The following is a 16,900-nucleotide window of genomic DNA, read 5'->3' on the forward strand; positions in this document are numbered from 1 at the left end:
CCTATTTAGAGGGTTTTCCAACACTTATAGCATTGGAAATTAATATGTTATGGAAAAGAGGCATTTCATGTGAGGAGAGAGGTGAAAATGTTGTTGGATGGTAAAGAAAAGAAATTTGAAGATGAGCTTGAAAATAACCATGATGATAAGAAGAAGTGCGAGCCAGTAAGCTGTATTTGTGAAATCCTCTCAGATATTCTGAAAAAACAGAAGGATAGTAAAGGAAGAAATAGGTTTGCTTATGATCTGCAAGGATTAAACAATGTAAATCATAGTAAAGTAATACCCTTTATTTTACAAACACCCTATGGTCATCCTTACTTTACATGGGGAAAGGTTGGCACAGAAGACTGTTTCGTAACGGTATTTTTTAAAGTTGTAAAAATAGACTGTGATAAGAACTGCGCAGTTTTACAATTATTAAAGCCTGATGTTTCTATTGTTGATTCAGATACAAAATGTGTGGAAACGGAAAATATTTGCGATGTCGATTTTTTAATTCCGACAAAAGAGTGTGTACTCGTTGATTTATCTTGTTATACAGCCGTAAAATTTATGTCTCCTTCATTGGTTAAGAATATGGATGAATGTTTTAGAAATAGAAGCTCCTCTTCTTACTAGTTAGTTTTTACCCTAAGATCTTGTGTATATCTATTAACGTTTTGCTAAAATTGAGCTATTCAATAAAATCTTATTGAAGAAAATATTAACAAGACCTTCATATTGAGGCTGTTCCAAAGGTTTAACTTTTATTGATGACCTTTTTAGAAATGCTATTTCATTAAGGTTGTTGCTCTATAGATTCTGGGCAGTTATAACACATCATCCACATGAAGATGAATTAACGTGCCAACATAATCAAGGATTGGATAATCATACACATAAGGACTAGAGATTATTCAATCTTAAAGCAGTATTAAATAACATTTATACTATTTCTCAGTGGAACAGGAAATTGTTGGATTAAGCCTAGTCTTTTCAGCTCTGTAGAGCAAATTTTTTTCAAAATAATTTGATTAAACACAAACCCCAAAGTGTTAGAATTTAGCGTTAATTAATAAATACTATGAATGGCATTTTTAGTGAAATGAACATTGGTATTGTGGAAAGGAAAAAGAAACAGGTGAAATGCTTTATGCGCTCGAACGAAACTCGTCGCAGGAGACATGGTGTTGAGTGTTCGGAATTTAGAAAATGAACCCGCGGATGTACCCAAACAGAACGCGAATTGAACGCATTCTATCGCTTAGCAAAAAACTTAAAAGGCCTATAAAAGATTATTAATCTCCATTCTAAGGAGCAGTCTTTATGCCTGTGATAGTGTATTTAAGCATTGCAATTCCTATAACATGAGCATTCAGTATGCGGTAAAAAGAAGCACGGATTAAGAGTATTGCAAAGGAGTTTCAAGTTATTTTAGAAATCGATAGTTATACATACGACAATGTTCTTTGGGTGAACGACATCTCGTACAAAGAACAAACCTTGCATGTTTTAGAAGGAACCTGGCAGATAAAGAGGGAAAGGAAATTTTTTTATTCCTCACCAACATCCGATTGACGATACGAAACGGATAAAAATGATTTTTATCAACCGACAAAATACCACAACGAACATGAAGGACGTTATGATTATCAAACAATGAAGTAGCACTATCTCCTTACCCAAATAACCGATATCCTTAGGCAGCTTATAAAATAAAAAAAGGGCGAAGATTTTTCTTTAAATTAAATGTAGTGAAACATAAATTCACTCTTCATGACTGCAAAATGTCAAGTATGATTGACTTAAAGGCATAAATCGCTTAAGCTTAGCTTTGATTATGTTTTTTCTGGAGGAATTAATTATATATGTTACAAGCTACTAATGTTAGTTTACAATACGGTGATAAAAAGTTATTCGAGGATGTAAATATTAAATTTACTCCCGGAAACTGTTATGGGTTAATAGGGGCAAATGGTGCAGGTAAATCAACTTTCCTAAAAGTTTTATCAGGTGAGGTTGATCCACAGTCTGGGAATGTTTCACTAGGTAAGGACGAACGCCTTGCTGTACTAAAACAGGACCATTATGCCTATGAGGAAAATGAAGTACTAGCGACTGTAATCATGGGGCATGAGCGTTTGTTTGAAATCATGCATGAAAAAGACGCTATTTACATGAAGGAAGATTTCTCTGAAGAAGATGGTATGAAGGCTGCGGAACTTGAAGGTGAGTTTGCTGAGCTAAACGGTTGGGAAGCTGAATCTGATGCAGCAGTACTATTAAAAGGTCTTGGAATTAGCGAGAGTCTTCATACAAAGAAAATGGCTGAGCTAACTGGTGGAGAGAAAGTTAAAGTGTTACTTGCCCAGGCATTGTTTGGGTCACCGGACATACTACTTTTGGATGAGCCGACTAACCACCTAGAAATTTATGCGATTCAATGGTTAGAAGAGTTTTTAATTAACTTTGAAAACACTGTAATTGTTGTATCACACGACAGACACTTTTTAAATAAAGTGTGTACCCATATAGCTGATGTCGATTTTGGCAAAATCCAGCTTTATATTGGTAACTATGACTTCTGGTATGAGTCTAGCCAATTAGCTTTAAGAATGGCTCAGGACCAGAACAAGAAGAAAGAAGAAAAAATCAAAGAGCTACAAAGCTTCGTTGCTCGCTTTAGTGCCAATGCATCAAAGTCAAAACAAGCAACATCTCGTAAGAAAATGCTTGATAATATTACTCTAGATGATATTAAACCATCATCTCGTAAATACCCATATGTTGCATTCACACCTGGTCGTGAAATCGGAAATGACCTATTACGTGTCGATGGAATTTCCAAAACAATTGATGGAGTAAAAGTGTTAAACAATGTTAGCTTTACTATGAACGCTGATGATAAAGTTGCACTTGTTGGTAGGGATGAGGTTGCTAAAACAACTCTACTCCGTATTCTAATTGGGGAGCTTGAGCCGGATGAAGGTAGGTACACTTGGGGCGTGACAACTTCTCAGTCTTACTTGCCAAAAGATAACTCAAAGTATTTTGAGAACGGTGATTTAACACTTGTTGACTGGTTACGCCAGTATTCACCTGAAGATCAGACTGAAACATTCTTACGTGGTTTCCTAGGTAGAATGCTATTCTCTGGAGAAGAGGCTTTGAAGAAGGCAGATGTACTTTCCGGTGGAGAAAAGGTTCGTTGTATGTTATCTAAAATGATGCTTAGTAATTCTAACGTGTTATTACTGGATGAGCCAACCAACCACTTAGATCTAGAGTCAATCACATCTGTGAATAACGGTCTAATTAAGTTTAAAGGTTCGCTATTGTTTACATCACATGACCAACAGTTTGTAAACAGTATTGCTAATCGTTTAATTGAAATTACACCAAGCGGAATTGTGGATAAAGAAATGAGCTACGATGATTATGTAGCTGATAAGAAGCTTCAAAAAGAAATTGCAGAAATGTATGTTTAATTGACTAAAAGCTGTCTCATAATGAGACAGCTTTTTAAATAAGTCTGTTTTCTAGAGGATTATTGTTTTGGACAGAATTTCGATAAACTACGACGTAACTATCTGACTTCCTTACGGTCTTTATGGGAATAGTGCTATCTCGCCGCTGCGGAAAAACACTCCCTTTCCATGGGGAACGCCTCAGCCTCCTCGCTCGTAAAGAACACTCACTGCGGGGTCTTCAGACTGTTCCTTTCCCATAGGAGTGTCGTATTTTTCCGCAGCTTAGAATAGCTTTCTGTTCAAGTTACAAGAACTCTAAGAAACGTTTATTTTATGAAATATCACTACTCACCTCATTAATTAAAATTTTTATCGCACGAAGGTTTTTATTTAATTTTTGTGAGTCTTCGTGTATTTCCAACGCTAGTATAGTGTTGTATTAGATCACTACACTATATGATGGTGATTGGAGCGCAGGGCAGTCGACTCATCGAAAATACAAACCAATTTTCTCCGTGCGATGCAATGCTGCCGGAGCCTTCCTTATCCTGCGGGGAAAGCAAATGTTTTCGATGGGACGAGTAATCGCAGTCCCAACAGCTGAAAATCCCACAGGAAGCGGGTTTCTTCAGAGGAAGTTGAAGCGTTGCCCGCGGAAAGCGACTGCCCGAAGCGCAAATCAACTAGTAGCTAGGCTACGACGCAATTTTCATCAACTTCGAAGAGTAAAAAGTAATAAAGGTTGCGAAAACACTTAAATAAAAGGTTAATTACAATTTCTATGAAATGAGTGAATATTGATGATAAGTTCTTATAAACAGTTTGAACAGATGATTGATGAGGTTAACAAACTAAAAAACTTCCCTGAATCAAAATTGATCGAACCAATTGCTGAGGGAAAATGGTCAACTAGAGAGATTATTGGACATATTCATCTCTGGGATCAGCTTATTATTTTACAAGTGATTCCTTCAATAGATGGTGGAAAAGTTCCTGAATTTCCAAGTTTTAACTCGTTTAACTTATATGCAATTTGTCTATTAGAAGATTATAAGACAATGGAAGTATTAGACAGTTTTATTTCCACGCGCAGAGAGCTTTTAGAAAAAATAGCAGAGGTAGACCTTGAAAACAAGTTCATAATTGGTGAAGAAACTGATAAGGTCTATACACCAGAAAGCTTGATTCAGATGTTTGTCGAACATGATCGTCATCACCTGAAACAAATTGAGGAAGTATTGAAGGCATAAACAAGAGAGTGCAGGTAAGATTACTTCTGCACTCTCTTGTTTATTTGTTATGAGTTTGCTTTTTCCGAAAGCTTTGCGGACTGAATCAATTCGCGAATTGTTTGTCGATCACCTTGGTGGAGCAGCTCCACAATTCTACTACCAACAACAACTCCATCACAGCTTTTTGTTAACTCTTCCACATGTTCAGGGGTTGAAACACCAAATCCCGCTAACACAGGGACTTCACATATCTTCTGTAGTTCTTGTAAGTGCTCGGCTAAGTTCTCCTTAAACGAACTTCTCGCACCTGTTGTACCAGTAACAGTCACTGCATACAAAAAGCCTTCTGTTCGTTTGGCAATTTCAACTAACCTTTCTTTTGGACTAGTTAAAGCAGCTAACCGGATTAGTGCAATATCATACTCTTTTAAATCATCTGCAATTATTGATTCTTCTTCTAAAGGTAAATCTGGAATTATTAATCCATCAACACCTGATTCATGACAAGACCTAGCAAAATCTTTTATACCAAGAGCATAGATTGGATTAATATACGTCATTAATACGATTGGGATTGTTCGTGTTTGGCTGGATTCTTTTAGTTTTTCTAGAACCTGACGTAAGCTAATCCCGTGCTCAAGAGCTCTGAGACCTGCAGCTTGTATTGTCGGGCCATCTGCTACAGGATCAGAAAATGGAATACCTAACTCCACGACAGTTGACCCGCTATCTTCTAAAAACTTCAGCTGATCTTCTAGGTTTTCCAGACCACCATCACCAGCCATGATGTATGGAACAAATGCTTTATCACCATTAGCCAATACCTTTTGGAAGGCATCTGCCATTTTTTGTTTACCCATTTGCTTCACCTCCAAGTGCATCTCTTACCGTTTCAACATCTTTATCACCACGACCAGACAAACAAACAACCAGCACTTCATCCTGCTTCATTTTTTTAGCTAGCTTCATCGTGAAGGCAATCGCATGCGCGCTCTCAAGTGCAGGGATAATCCCTTCTGTTTTTGACAGCACTTGTAAACCTTCTAGCGCTTCCTCGTCAGTAATTGAATCGTAGATTACCCGGTCAATTTCTTTTAAATGACTATGTTCTGGACCAACACCTGGATAGTCAAGGCCAGCAGATATCGAGTGTGCTTCCTGAATTTGGCCATTGATATCCTGTAGCAAATAGGTCATCGTTCCATGTAGAATGCCCGCTTTACCATCGGTTAATGTTGCGGCATGTTTGCCTGTTTCAATACCAGAACCACCAGCTTCGACACCGTATAGCTTTACTTGTTTATCTTCAACAAATGGATAAAACATTCCCATTGAATTACTTCCTCCACCAATACAAGCAACAATCGCTTCAGGTAGTTTACCTTCTTGAGCAAGTATTTGTTTCTTCGTCTCACTACCAATTACACTTTGAAAGTCCCTAACAATTTGCGGGAAGGGATGAGGTCCAACGACTGAGCCGATAATGTAATGGGTATCCTCCACATTGCTAACCCAATAGCGAAGCGCTTCATTAACAGCATCCTTAAGCGTCCCGCTTCCTTGATCAACACTTTCCACTCGAGCACCGAGTAGCTCCATTCTGAATACATTTAGCTTTTGCCTTCTAATATCTTCTTTCCCCATGAAAATGACACAATCAAGTCCTAACAACGCACAAACCGTCGCAGTAGCAACACCATGTTGACCAGCACCGGTTTCAGCAACAACCTTTTTCTTTCCCATTCGAACGGTTAATAACGCTTGCCCAACCGCATTATTTATTTTGTGGGCACCCGTGTGGTTTAAATCTTCCCGTTTCAAATAAATCTTTGGTCCACCTAATTTTTCTGAAAACCGTTCTGCATAGTAAAGAGGTGTCTCCCTACCCACGTATTGTTTAAAATAGTAATCTAATTCTTTGATAAATTCTGGATCATTCATCGCTTTTTTATAGGCATTTTCTAATTCAAGGACCGCTGGCATTAGGGTCTCAGGTACAAATCTCCCTCCAAATGATCCAAAATGACCCTGACTATTCGGTTGCTGATATGTTTCCATGTCTATCACCTTTCTTTGCTTCGTTTATGAAGGCTGTTATTTTTTTGTGATCCTTTGCTCCATCCGTTTCTACGCCACTGGATACATCGACACCTGCTGGGTTCACTTCCGTTACAGCTAGTTGAATATTTCCAGCATGTAGTCCTCCGGCAAGAATTACTTTTCCATCAACACCTGGAATATTTTTAACTAAATCCCAGTTAAACGTTTCGCCATTACCACCTCGGTATTTACCAGCTGGACTATCAAGCAGATAGTAGTCACATCGATAATCGGCAAGATTTAGAAGGTCTTCCTTTGATGTAATCTGAAATGCTTTTATTAATGGATAATTAATCTGTTTGCAAAATTCAGGTGATTCATCGCCGTGCAATTGAACATAATCAAGCCCGACCTCAGCGGCAATAGCATTAATCGTTGATGCCTGTTCGTTTACAAACACGCCAACCTTCTTGACCTGATTAGGGATACCCTTGGCAATTCTTTTAGCTCCCTCTTTATCTATCCTACGTTTGCTGTCAGCAAAAACAAAACCAATAAAGTCAGCTCCAGATTGAACAGCCTGTTCTGCCGCAGCTTCTGTTGTTATCCCACATATCTTGACTTTCATTTTTCCCTCTCCCTATAACGGAATTCTTAACTGTTGGAAGGTTTGTTGCAAATTGCCGGATCGCATCATTGTTTCACCAACCAAAATTCCTTTTACTCCTGACCGCTTAATTCGCTCAACATCCTCTGCTGTTTGGATACCACTTTCACTAATTAACAACGTATCTTGATGTTTAACTTGTTGTGCTAGCCGTTCAGTAATGCCAAGATCGACTTCAAACGTCTTCAAATTCCGATTGTTGACACCGATAATTTTTGCGCCGATGTCATTTGCAACTTTCATTTCTTCTGTATTATGCACTTCTACTAATATCTCTAAATCCTTAGCCTTTGCATAGTTGAATAGTTGTTCTAATCTAGCTTTAGGCAAGGCTGCTGCGATTAGTAAAATCACACTTGCTCCGTAATCACTCGCTCGTTCTATTTGTATTTCATCAATTATAAAATCTTTATTTAAAATTGGAATTTTAACTGCTTCCCGCACTGATTGTAAGTCATCCATCGTACCTTTGAAAAAAGGTTGGTCAGTAAGAACCGATATCGTACCTGCACCATACTTTTCATATTCCTGTGCCTGTGCAGATGGATTAACATGTTCATTTATGATTCCTTTTGATGGTGAGGCTCGTTTGATTTCAGCAATGATGTTCATTTTATTAGATGCCATAAAAGTGTCATATAGTGAGCGTTTCTGATAGATTGCTTGATATTGTCCAGGATGATATGTTCTTTTTAGTCTAGCTACCTCTAATTCTTTTTCTGCTAAAATCTCATCTAAGATTGTCATCCTTACACCCCTTGTTTTACTTGATTACTGTAATCAATTAAATTTTCTAATTTTAATAGGGCTGCTCCTGAGTCTATACTCTCTTTAGCAAGTGCTATCCCATCTTGGACTGTTTCTGCTTTACCATTTGCAAAAATTCCTAAACCAGCATTCATTAACACTGTATCTCGATAGGGACCTTTTTCTCCCCTCAAAACACCATGAAGAATTTCAGCATTTTGCTTGGAATCGCCGCCCTTTATTTTTTCATTATCATAAGTTGGTAGGCCCACCTCTTCTGGAGTAAGCGTGAATTTACGTAGCTCACCATCTTCTAGTAATACAAGGTGATTTTCCCCTGCTAAAGAGGCTTCGTCCATATGACCTGCACCATTAATGATTAACGCTCGTTTTCTTCCAAGCTGATCGAGTACTTTGGCCATTCTTTCAAGCATATCACGACGATAGATTCCTAGAAGCTGGGTGGAAAGCTCAACCGGATTGGTCAGGGGACCTATTAAGTTAAAAATCGTTGGTATTTTTAAGTCTTGCCTAACCCTCATCATTCGCTTCATTGCCGGATGGACATTTGGCGCGAACAAAAAGGCAATCCCATTTTCTTTCAGAATTTCATGAGTCTGTTCACTCGTCAACGATAGCGATACACCTAAATGCTCTAACACATCGGCACTTCCCGTTTTACTAGAAATACTGCGATTTCCATGTTTTGCAACAGTAATCCCTGCTCCTGCAATAACAAACGCGGAAGTCGTGCTGATATTAAAGCTTTGGGAACCGTCGCCGCCAGTTCCACAATTATCCATTACATTGTTAATTTTTTGAGGTAATGTTAATGACTTTTCTCTAATCACATTGACTAGACCGGTGATTTCGTCAGCACTTTCTCCTTTTACTTTTAGCGCTGTTAGAAAAGCACCTCTTTCTGTGTCGGTCGTTTCTTCGGCAAACATCACCCTTGCTGCATTTTCCATCTCTTCCACACTCAATGATTCACGAGTTGTAACCTTGTTAAGATATTGTCTCATAGGACTTCTCCTTTCCCAAACTTAAGAAAAAGTTGTTTAAAATCGTTTTTCCTTCTTTTGTTCCAATTGATTCCGGGTGAAATTGTAATCCATAGACCGGAAAATCTTTATGTTTTACAGCCATAATTTCATTGTCATCGATGGCTGTTGCTGTTACTTCCAACTGCGCTGGTACGGTATCTTTTTTAATTGACAACGAATGGTACCTCATTACTTCTAGTGATTGAGGTAACTCATGAAAAATGATTTCGTCATGGTGGTCAAGCAAGGATGTTTTTCCATGCTTTATTTGCTTGGCATGAATGATTTCAGCTCCAAAAGCTGCTCCGATTGCTTGGTGACCCAAACATATTCCTAAAATCGGGAACTCACCTGACAATTGTTTAACAACTTCAATACAAATGCCTGCTTCTTTCGGTGTACCTGGACCGGGAGACAGAATAATTGCTTCTGGATTAAGTTCACGTATTTCGTTTATGGTAATACGGTCGTTTCTAATGACCTCCACAGTTTTTCCTAATTCAGAAACATATTGAAACAGGTTATACGTAAATGAATCATAATTATCGATTAACAAAATCATTTGTATTTACCTCCAATAGGGATTTCGCCTTGTTTAATGTTTCCTGATATTCCGATGCTGGATCTGAATCATAAACAATTCCTGCTCCTGCCTGCACATAGGCATGTTTATCTTTAATAACTAATGTCCGAATCGCCAAGGCTAAATCGACATCGCCGTTCATATTGATGTAGCCGACAGCACCTGCATACACCCCACGTTTTTTGTTTTCTAACTGATTAATAATTTGCATGGCCCGTATTTTGGGAGCACCTGACACCGTACCAGCGGGTAGAGTAGAAATAAGTGCATCTATCCCACTATAGTCTTTCGTTAACACTCCCTGTACTTCAGACACAATGTGCATAACATGTTGATATCTTTCTATCGTCATATACTTTGGAATTGTAATACTTCCAATTTCGCACACACGACCTAGGTCATTTCTACTTAAATCAACTAACATTTTATGTTCCGCCAATTCCTTTTCATCTGCAAGAAGATCATCAGCAAATTGGATATCTTCTTCATCTGTCTTTCCTCTTGGCCTAGTTCCTGCAATCGGATTTGTTATTACTTGTTTTCCATTGGTTTTAATTAGGCTTTCTGGTGAAGCACCCAAGACTATATAATCATCAAAATCTAGATAAAACATATACGGTGATGGATTAGCTCTTCGCAGACTTCGATAAAATGTAAATGGATTAACATCAAAGCTAGCTTTCATTCTTTGTGAAAGGACAACTTGAAAAATGTCTCCGTCTGTTATATGTTGCTTTGCTTTATCAACCATTTCCATAAAGGTTTGTTTATTAATTGATGGCTCAAATTTTACGTCGATTGAAGTGTGTGATTCTTCAGCCTTTTCGGAAATTATATCAGCTTTCAGTACTGCTAGGTTCTCTTCTAATTGATCATCTGTCCGATTCCCATCCAAGTTAATGGCTAGGATAGATACCGCTTGACGTAAGTGATCAAAAACAATGACATCTTGGTAAAACATTAAATGAATTTCTGGCATTTCTATTTCATCATCATTAATCATCCCAATATCTTCATATTGGCGGATCGCATCATATCCGATATATCCAACTGCTCCCCCATAGAATGCAAAAGGTAATGGAAGCTCATGCTGTGGGAGATGTTTCTTTAAAACTTCTAACGGTTTTCCTTCTTCGGTGTGTTGACTTTGATCATTATGGTTAATAACTGTTGTCTGATTTCCTTCTCCAATTACCTCTTTAAATGGATTCAGACCAATAAATGAATAACGACCCTTTTCTCCACTGTTTGCTGAACTTTCTAATAAAAACTTCTTCTTTCCATTAATTCGATTGAATACTGATATTGGAGTTAAAGTGTCTCCGTTAAGTTGAATGCTTTTATAATTGACTGATGAATGAATTTGTTCCAATGCTTTTCATCTCCCTTATACTTAATATTCGCCTATTAAAAAATCCCCTATAAACACATCAAAATGTGTCTATAGGGGACGGATGTTTAACCGCGGTACCACCTCTAATTGAAGGATATTTCCTTCCTCTTTAAGCCCAGTAACGTTGGGATTACGTTTCTCCTTACTTAAGGTTCAGGAGATCTCTCATAAGTCCATTCTGCTTATTTAGCATGCCAGCTTCCCAGCTCCACCGGCTCTCTTAAATGAATCAATAAGCGTACTAGTCTTAATCACGGATTTTACTATTAAATTATTTTTGGATACAAAAAAATTCCCGCATCCGTAAAGGACGAGGAAACCCGTGGTACCACCTTAATTAGCTGAAAATTCAGCTCACTTTGTATATCAAGCTTTAGGCTCAATACATGTCTCGTATAACGATGAGATCGAATCGCCAAAGCCTACTATTCGTTAGAAGTTCGGTTTGGAGGCTCAGAAGTCCATTCACTCATTTACTCACACTGGTTCACAGCAACCACCAGTTCTCTTTAGTGTTAAATAAGCTACTACTCTTCGTCTATGCCTAAACGTATTTGATATTGGTTACAATCATAATATGCACCAATCCATTTGTCAATGACATTAGCCGATTATTTTTAATTTTCTTACATTTTACTCAGTTAACCGATTGGCTGATTCCCATGGAAAATCTCTAAAATAAGCTGTCGGTCAGTGACCTTTAATTCATCGTAAGATCTTAGGAATTCATTGTTGTCATAGACTAATTCACGCAACTTAACATCTATTTTATCGTTTGAGATGGTGACTATCCCGTAGCGAGCAATAGGTTTATCATAGCAACCTAATGATCCGGGGTTCAAGAAGATTGTTTTATCGTTTGAAAAAAAGTGGACCGGGTGATGGTGACCGAAGCAGATGAGATGCTCTTTATTGTTTTTAAACAGCTTTTCTAGATTTTCAAGTGATGGTTCTTTTATTTCGCTAAAGGGATCTTCGCTTATATGTTTTGTTATCTTTGTTTTCTCCATATGATAGTGGGTAAACAATAGTGATTTATTATTAATTGTTTTCTGAATAACTCTTGGTAGTGACTCTAATTTTGGTACATAGATAGGATCCATCCGCGTGGCAATCCAGTCATGATGAGGATAAACATGCAAATGACTTCTTGGGTATACCTCATCTTTTAATAAGGAAAGTACTGCCTCATCATGGTTACCGGTAATCATCGAGACATCTGTCCTAGAGAATAGCATGTCTAGTACCTCATTTGTATCTGGACCTATCGCAATCATATCCCCCAAACAATAGATATGATCAACATCATTCCGTTGATTTATGTCAGAGAGTACAGCCTTTAGAGCCGCACCGTTCCCATGAATATCTGTGATTACAGCAAATCTCACTTTAGAATACCTCCCAAACAATGCACATAACCCTTCCTGACTCTTTATAATTAGCCGGGAAGGAAAAAGTAGATGCCAGAAAAAATCGTTAAGATTTTCAGTGGCATCCATTTTTGTTACCTTCTATCAAACTATTTAATCAAGGTACTAGTTCTGGAAGGATTCCATATCCTTCAACAAGGCTTTTGGAGTGACACCCTCTTCTATTACTAGCTTAAGATCCTGATTGAACGGGAGAGTATATAGAGCAATTAGTGTCTTCGCATCGAACATTTGATTTTCACTGTGAACCCAAATGTCAAAAGTATAGCTTGTAGCTATTTTGTTTAATTTAAGTACATCATCTTTATCTTTTAATTGAAATTCAATAACCATAGCGCAACCCCCTTTTATAAGTAAGTATAATATGAATAATCTTAAAATTACAACAATTAAATGGAGGCTCGCTAATTATCTTTAAAAATCTCGTTCTCACAAAGCAATAAGCTTGAAAACAAATCTATAAGTTAATTGTCGTAACAACTTCCAAATTCCAGGAGGACTTGATATTCATTGGATAAACCCAATTTTTACTTCTGTGAGACAAGTTCCGGCTCGTTATATCGACTGATTGCGAAAACCAGAATGCTTGCCAAATGAACTTTGAGCAGTAATTTAAAGCAATATTGTCTAAATGGAGGTGAAAGATATATTTATTAACAGCACCAATGTTTTTCACCGCCCATTCAGCTGCCTGGCTCGCTCCTATTTTCGGACGAAATACAATTATATCCCCACCAAATTTATGTCTGGACAAGTATCCCGGAAGAGAATCTGAATAGCCACCACTTGGGTGAGAATGGTGAATTGATAAATCAGGGCCAACTATTCCAACATGTCCAACTAAAAAGGTTGACCATCCCTTAGAAGAATAAAGAATATCCCCAGGAGTAATTAATTCATTTGTCTGGGGATATGTTTTTATACTGTTCGTAGTTGAATGGCTCATAATTCTCACCTATTTTTTTTAGATTTCTTTTCGATTTAGCTTTTTATTAATACCTTTTTCGATTATTTTCAAATATTGACTATCCTTAGAAGCTACAAAAGTAATAGCAATCCCGTCACCACCAGCACGGCCTGTCCTACCTATCCGGTGAATATAACTTTCTGCTTCCTCGGGTATGTCATAGTTGAACACGTGTGTCACACCTTCTACATCAATCCCTCGCGCAGCAACATCTGTTGCGACTAAATACTGAAGCTTCATATCACGAAATTGCTTCATTACTTTTTCACGCTTAGCCTGAGATAGATCACCGTGAAGCTCACCAGATAAATAACCATTTTGCTGTAGAGCCTGATTTAGCTTCATCGCTCTCCTTTTCGTGCGACAAAAGATAATCGCCAAAAAAGGACGATAATGATCTAGTGTTTCCATTAGCTTTGTTTGTTTTTCACGATCTGTTGTTTCAATTACAAATTGTTTTACTTCGTCAACTGTTATGTTCTTTCCTTTTACACGAATATCCTTAGGTTTGTTCATATAGTTATTGGCAAGGCTTTTCACTTCATTTGGCATTGTTGCTGAGAAAAGTAATGTTTGTCTTTCTGTTGGTAACTCCTCCATAATTATTTCCACTTCAGGTAAAAATCCCATATGCAGCATCTGATCTGCTTCATCTAATACAAATGTGGATACATTTCCTAATTGAATGGTACCTCTGCGTATGTGGTCCAGCAACCTTCCTGGCGTGGCAATAACTATCTGAACATTTCTTTTTAGTTTTTTTAGCTGCCCCTCAATATCTTGTCCACCATAAACCGCTAGACTATGTATATTCTCAATATTTTTTATAAGTTTATTTAATTCGGCAGTGATTTGTAGGGCGAGTTCCCGCGTTGGAGTGATCACTAACGCTTGTACATCACTTTTATTCGGATCTATCATTTCAATAATTGGCAGCAGAAAAGCTAATGTCTTCCCTGTACCAGTTTGTGCTTGAGCAATTACGTCACTCTGTGTAAGTATTACCGGGATTGATTTTTCTTGAATAGGCGTTGGATCAATGATTCCATCAGACTTTAATAATTCAGTTAACTCTGATGTTATTCCTAATGATGTAAAATTTGACAATATCCCCACCTCTTTCTATAAATGATGCGCTTACGTTTAAGTGTTTCCTAGTATATCGGTTTTAGTCGATTTATCTTCATTATTAACTATACTAGAACTCGCTTATATCTTCATCTATTAGTTCCCCTAAATGACGCCCTGGTTGATCAGGATAGCAAAGGATATGATCACCAGGTTGAAGTTCAATGACTGGTTTTTCCTGTTCTTTTGTAGTTAGAACATGAACACTGTCGGAATCCTGTAATGTTGCGGAAATCTCTCTCCCTTCAACAGTGCAGATGACTCGAACAAAGTTTCTTTTTTCAACCTTGACCCTGCCGATAGCCACTTTTCTCATTTGTCCCATTTTTATTACTGCAACTTCTAAACCAGGCTTTACTTCGGATAGGTACGTTGTTTTCTCATCACCTAAAAATAAATACTGATGAAATGCACCACAATTAACCCGAAAAGCCCTGGCAGGGTATGTTGCTGTTATTCTGTTTTCAGACAAAACAAGAATATACCCATTTCCAGTATTACCAACTAATACACCTTCATCAGGATCCAACTGATCAATAAAATCGATACAAACCCTGGTTCCTTCACCAATTGACTCAATTGATTTTACTTCTGCTGACTCCAATATATTCGTCATATGTGTACCTCCAAATTTAAAGTGCAAATTTTGTCGAAAAATTAATTTGTTATTATTTGTTTTTGTTAATAATTTCTATAGTAAATGATAGGCCCTATCATATACAATAGATAAAGATTTGCAAAACAGGGGGAACGAAAGAGTGAGGAAGTTATTAATGGTTTTATTTCTTCTATTGATTACTAGTTTTAGTGTTGTGGGATTTGTAACAGCTTCACAAGCTGATAATAATATTATTGAGCAGCAGCAACCTTCCGCTGACCATATGGAAGTAAAGCAATAACATAGATGAAAAATAAAGCGGAAGCAATCTAAGATTGCTTCCGCTTCTATTATAATATGGTAACTTTAACTGTCTTTACGCCCCAGGCGAATGCTTCTGTTTTTGTCGGCAAGTGAATATCAATTTTATTTCCTTTGATCGCTCCGCCAGTGTCACCAGCTATAGCTTCACCATACCCTTCAACATGTACTCTTGTACCCAATGGAATGACATTTGGGTCAACAGCAATTACTTTCATATTTCTGTTGTTGTTTAAATCGAGCCCAGTAGCAGTAATCCCAGAGCATCCAGCACACTCAGCAGTATATGCTGTCGCAGTCATTGTTAGCTGCTTGTTACTTTGCTCATTTGATTTTTGTTTTGGTTGAGCTGCTTGTTTCTCGGCTTTTGGTTCTGGCTGATTCGATTGTTTTTCAGGTTGCTGGTCTGGTTGATTAGTAGTTTCTGGCTTATTTTCCTTAACTACTTCAGGCTTTTCGACTTTCTTATTTTTCTTGATGTCTGATTCTATCTGATTAGCATTTCTCTCATTGATAGAACCCAGATTACTTTTAATTGTTATTTTTTCTCCATTAACAATTATGTCAGATGAAAGTCCGTTCCAAATCTTTAAATCTTCTATACTTACTTCATACTTGCTAGCAATCTCACTTAACGTCTCACCTTTTGCTACTACATGTATTTCATCTATATCTAATTGCAACATTTGTTTAGGGTATATGATGTCTGTGTCTAATTGGTTTACTTTCATTATTCGATCGACGCTAATTTGATGTCCTTGAGCAATTTCCCAAAGACTATCTCCTTTAACGACTTGATACTCTTGCGCAGATGCTGGTATAGCTGCCATGCTTACTATGAAGATACTCATAGCAATAGATACAACTGTTTTTTTCATCTGTATTTCCTCCTTCTATGACTCACAAGCCCAATCTTAACATAGAGAATTGTCCTTTGTGGTTACAGACTAGTTAAGTGTCCATTACAAAGATTACTAATTGAGGAAAGTCTGTCATATTTGTCATTTCAAGGAAATATTGGCTAATTGTATACATGTCGTTGTCATTAATCTGAATAGTTTATTAATTGGAGGCGTTTACTTTTGTATTCCAAGCTGTAAATCAACAATTTTCACTTAATATTCTAGGGAAAAAAGATTGCTTGTTTTTGACAGAGTATCTATAAACTGCGTCGTAGTATCTTCTATTTGTGATACTAATTAAAGTTGAATGCTCCTATGCCGTTCCGGCAGAATACTTCGCTTTCCATGGGCACGGCCTTAGCCTCCTCAGAAGCCAAGAACGCTTCTTGCGGGG

18 protein-coding genes and 2 other annotated features are annotated in these 16,900 nt (G+C 37.5%); of the genes, 5 read left to right on the forward strand and 13 right to left on the reverse strand.

What is annotated here, in order from left to right:
* Positions 1-93 precede the first annotated feature (93 nt).
* From GH741_RS15625 to GH741_RS15640, 4 genes are all read left to right on the forward strand, one after another.
* Positions 94-621: a CotY/CotZ family spore coat protein gene (locus GH741_RS15625; RefSeq protein ID WP_170287646.1), complete on the forward strand. Its 528-nt coding sequence runs from the start codon at positions 94-96 to the stop codon at positions 619-621.
* A gap of 1,229 nt (positions 622-1,850) precedes the next feature.
* Positions 1,851-3,470 carry an ABC-F family ATP-binding cassette domain-containing protein gene (locus GH741_RS15630; RefSeq protein WP_153737677.1) on the forward strand — a complete coding sequence of 540 codons (1,620 nt, stop codon included), beginning with the start codon at positions 1,851-1,853 and terminating at the stop codon, positions 3,468-3,470.
* Positions 3,471-4,024: 554 nt separating this feature from the next.
* Entirely contained in the window at positions 4,025-4,210 is a 186-nt protein-coding gene (locus GH741_RS15635; protein ID WP_153737678.1) for a hypothetical protein, read from the forward strand.
* 42 nt (positions 4,211-4,252) lie between these two features.
* On the forward strand, positions 4,253-4,702 hold the full coding sequence (locus GH741_RS15640; RefSeq protein ID WP_153737679.1) for a DinB family protein: 450 nt from the start codon (positions 4,253-4,255) through the stop codon (positions 4,700-4,702).
* A gap of 47 nt (positions 4,703-4,749) precedes the next feature.
* On the opposite strand, the gene trpA is transcribed toward GH741_RS15640, so the two are convergent.
* The 12 genes from trpA to GH741_RS15695 form a co-directional block, all read right to left on the reverse strand.
* Complete coding sequence (gene trpA, locus GH741_RS15645; RefSeq protein WP_153737680.1) at positions 4,750-5,544, reverse strand: tryptophan synthase subunit alpha; 795 nt, start codon at positions 5,542-5,544, stop codon at positions 4,750-4,752.
* Positions 5,537-6,742: a tryptophan synthase subunit beta gene (trpB, locus tag GH741_RS15650; RefSeq protein ID WP_153737681.1), complete on the reverse strand. Its 1,206-nt coding sequence runs from the start codon at positions 6,740-6,742 to the stop codon at positions 5,537-5,539. Before trpB ends, trpA begins: the two co-directional genes overlap by 8 nt.
* Positions 6,717-7,352 (reverse strand): phosphoribosylanthranilate isomerase, encoded by a 636-nt coding sequence (locus GH741_RS21970; RefSeq protein ID WP_240795529.1) that lies wholly within the window; start codon positions 7,350-7,352, stop codon positions 6,717-6,719. Before GH741_RS21970 ends, trpB begins: the two co-directional genes overlap by 26 nt.
* Positions 7,353-7,364: 12 nt before the next feature.
* The gene (trpC, locus tag GH741_RS21975) at positions 7,365-8,138 is read right to left on the reverse strand and encodes an indole-3-glycerol phosphate synthase TrpC (protein ID WP_240795530.1); all 774 of its coding nucleotides are present in this window, start codon (positions 8,136-8,138) and stop codon (positions 7,365-7,367) included.
* A gap of 2 nt (positions 8,139-8,140) precedes the next feature.
* Positions 8,141-9,163 carry an anthranilate phosphoribosyltransferase gene (gene trpD / locus GH741_RS15660; protein WP_153737682.1) on the reverse strand — a complete coding sequence of 341 codons (1,023 nt, stop codon included), beginning with the start codon at positions 9,161-9,163 and terminating at the stop codon, positions 8,141-8,143.
* Positions 9,147-9,746: an anthranilate synthase component II gene (locus GH741_RS15665; RefSeq protein WP_153737683.1), complete on the reverse strand. Its 600-nt coding sequence runs from the start codon at positions 9,744-9,746 to the stop codon at positions 9,147-9,149. The genes trpD and GH741_RS15665 overlap by 17 nt, the downstream gene beginning before the upstream one ends.
* Positions 9,727-11,130: an anthranilate synthase component I gene (trpE, locus tag GH741_RS15670; RefSeq protein ID WP_338079504.1), complete on the reverse strand. Its 1,404-nt coding sequence runs from the start codon at positions 11,128-11,130 to the stop codon at positions 9,727-9,729. Before trpE ends, GH741_RS15665 begins: the two co-directional genes overlap by 20 nt.
* A gap of 80 nt (positions 11,131-11,210) precedes the next feature.
* Positions 11,211-11,424, reverse strand: a binding site (T-box leader).
* Positions 11,425-11,463: 39 nt separating this feature from the next.
* Positions 11,464-11,710: a binding site (T-box leader), on the reverse strand.
* A 91-nt stretch (positions 11,711-11,801) separates the two neighbouring features.
* Positions 11,802-12,548 (reverse strand): metallophosphoesterase family protein, encoded by a 747-nt coding sequence (locus GH741_RS15675; protein ID WP_338079501.1) that lies wholly within the window; start codon positions 12,546-12,548, stop codon positions 11,802-11,804.
* Between the two features lie 147 nt (positions 12,549-12,695).
* Entirely contained in the window at positions 12,696-12,923 is a 228-nt protein-coding gene (locus tag GH741_RS15680; RefSeq protein ID WP_153737686.1) for a hypothetical protein, read from the reverse strand.
* Positions 12,924-13,047: 124 nt separating this feature from the next.
* A complete protein-coding gene (locus tag GH741_RS15685; RefSeq protein ID WP_153737687.1) occupies positions 13,048-13,536 on the reverse strand; it encodes a hypothetical protein in 489 nt (162 codons plus the stop codon).
* Between the two features lie 18 nt (positions 13,537-13,554).
* Positions 13,555-14,673, reverse strand: a complete 1,119-nt coding sequence (locus tag GH741_RS15690) for a DEAD/DEAH box helicase (RefSeq protein ID WP_420809405.1) — start codon at positions 14,671-14,673, stop codon at positions 13,555-13,557.
* An 82-nt stretch (positions 14,674-14,755) separates the two neighbouring features.
* Positions 14,756-15,301 carry a 3-dehydroquinate synthase II domain-containing protein gene (locus GH741_RS15695; RefSeq protein ID WP_153737689.1) on the reverse strand — a complete coding sequence of 182 codons (546 nt, stop codon included), beginning with the start codon at positions 15,299-15,301 and terminating at the stop codon, positions 14,756-14,758.
* A gap of 142 nt (positions 15,302-15,443) precedes the next feature.
* Between GH741_RS15695 and GH741_RS15700 the strand changes: the two genes are divergently transcribed.
* Complete coding sequence (locus GH741_RS15700; RefSeq protein ID WP_153737690.1) at positions 15,444-15,584, forward strand: hypothetical protein; 141 nt, start codon at positions 15,444-15,446, stop codon at positions 15,582-15,584.
* 49 nt (positions 15,585-15,633) lie between these two features.
* Here the strand turns inward: GH741_RS15700 and GH741_RS15705 are convergent, their stop codons facing one another.
* Positions 15,634-16,482, reverse strand: a complete 849-nt coding sequence (locus GH741_RS15705) for a LysM peptidoglycan-binding and 3D domain-containing protein (protein WP_153737691.1) — start codon at positions 16,480-16,482, stop codon at positions 15,634-15,636.
* Positions 16,483-16,900 lie beyond the last annotated feature (418 nt).

The organism is Aquibacillus halophilus (genome assembly GCF_009649745.1).
GTDB classification, from domain to species: Bacteria; Bacillota; Bacilli; order Bacillales; family Amphibacillaceae; genus Aquibacillus; species Aquibacillus halophilus.

Bases quoted from the DNA above. Each gene is read 5' to 3' on its own strand.
- GH741_RS15635 (WP_153737678.1), top strand. From the start codon at position 4,025: ATGGGACGAGTAATCGCAGTCCCAACAGCTGAAAATCCCACAGGAAGC.
- trpC (WP_240795530.1), bottom strand. From the start codon at position 8,138: ATGACAATCTTAGATGAGATTTTAGCAGAAAAAGAATTAGAGGTAGCT.
- trpD (WP_153737682.1), bottom strand. From the start codon at position 9,163: ATGAGACAATATCTTAACAAGGTTACAACTCGTGAATCATTGAGTGTG.
- GH741_RS15630 (WP_153737677.1), top strand. From the start codon at position 1,851: ATGTTACAAGCTACTAATGTTAGTTTACAATACGGTGATAAAAAGTTA.
- GH741_RS15705 (WP_153737691.1), bottom strand. From the start codon at position 16,482: ATGAAAAAAACAGTTGTATCTATTGCTATGAGTATCTTCATAGTAAGC.
- GH741_RS15695 (WP_153737689.1), bottom strand. From the start codon at position 15,301: ATGACGAATATATTGGAGTCAGCAGAAGTAAAATCAATTGAGTCAATT.
- trpA (WP_153737680.1), bottom strand. From the start codon at position 5,544: ATGGGTAAACAAAAAATGGCAGATGCCTTCCAAAAGGTATTGGCTAAT.
- GH741_RS15640 (WP_153737679.1), top strand. From the start codon at position 4,253: ATGATAAGTTCTTATAAACAGTTTGAACAGATGATTGATGAGGTTAAC.
- trpB (WP_153737681.1), bottom strand. From the start codon at position 6,742: ATGGAAACATATCAGCAACCGAATAGTCAGGGTCATTTTGGATCATTT.
- GH741_RS15685 (WP_153737687.1), bottom strand. From the start codon at position 13,536: ATGAGCCATTCAACTACGAACAGTATAAAAACATATCCCCAGACAAAT.
- GH741_RS21970 (WP_240795529.1), bottom strand. From the start codon at position 7,352: ATGAAAGTCAAGATATGTGGGATAACAACAGAAGCTGCGGCAGAACAG.
- GH741_RS15680 (WP_153737686.1), bottom strand. From the start codon at position 12,923: ATGGTTATTGAATTTCAATTAAAAGATAAAGATGATGTACTTAAATTA.
- GH741_RS15665 (WP_153737683.1), bottom strand. From the start codon at position 9,746: ATGATTTTGTTAATCGATAATTATGATTCATTTACGTATAACCTGTTT.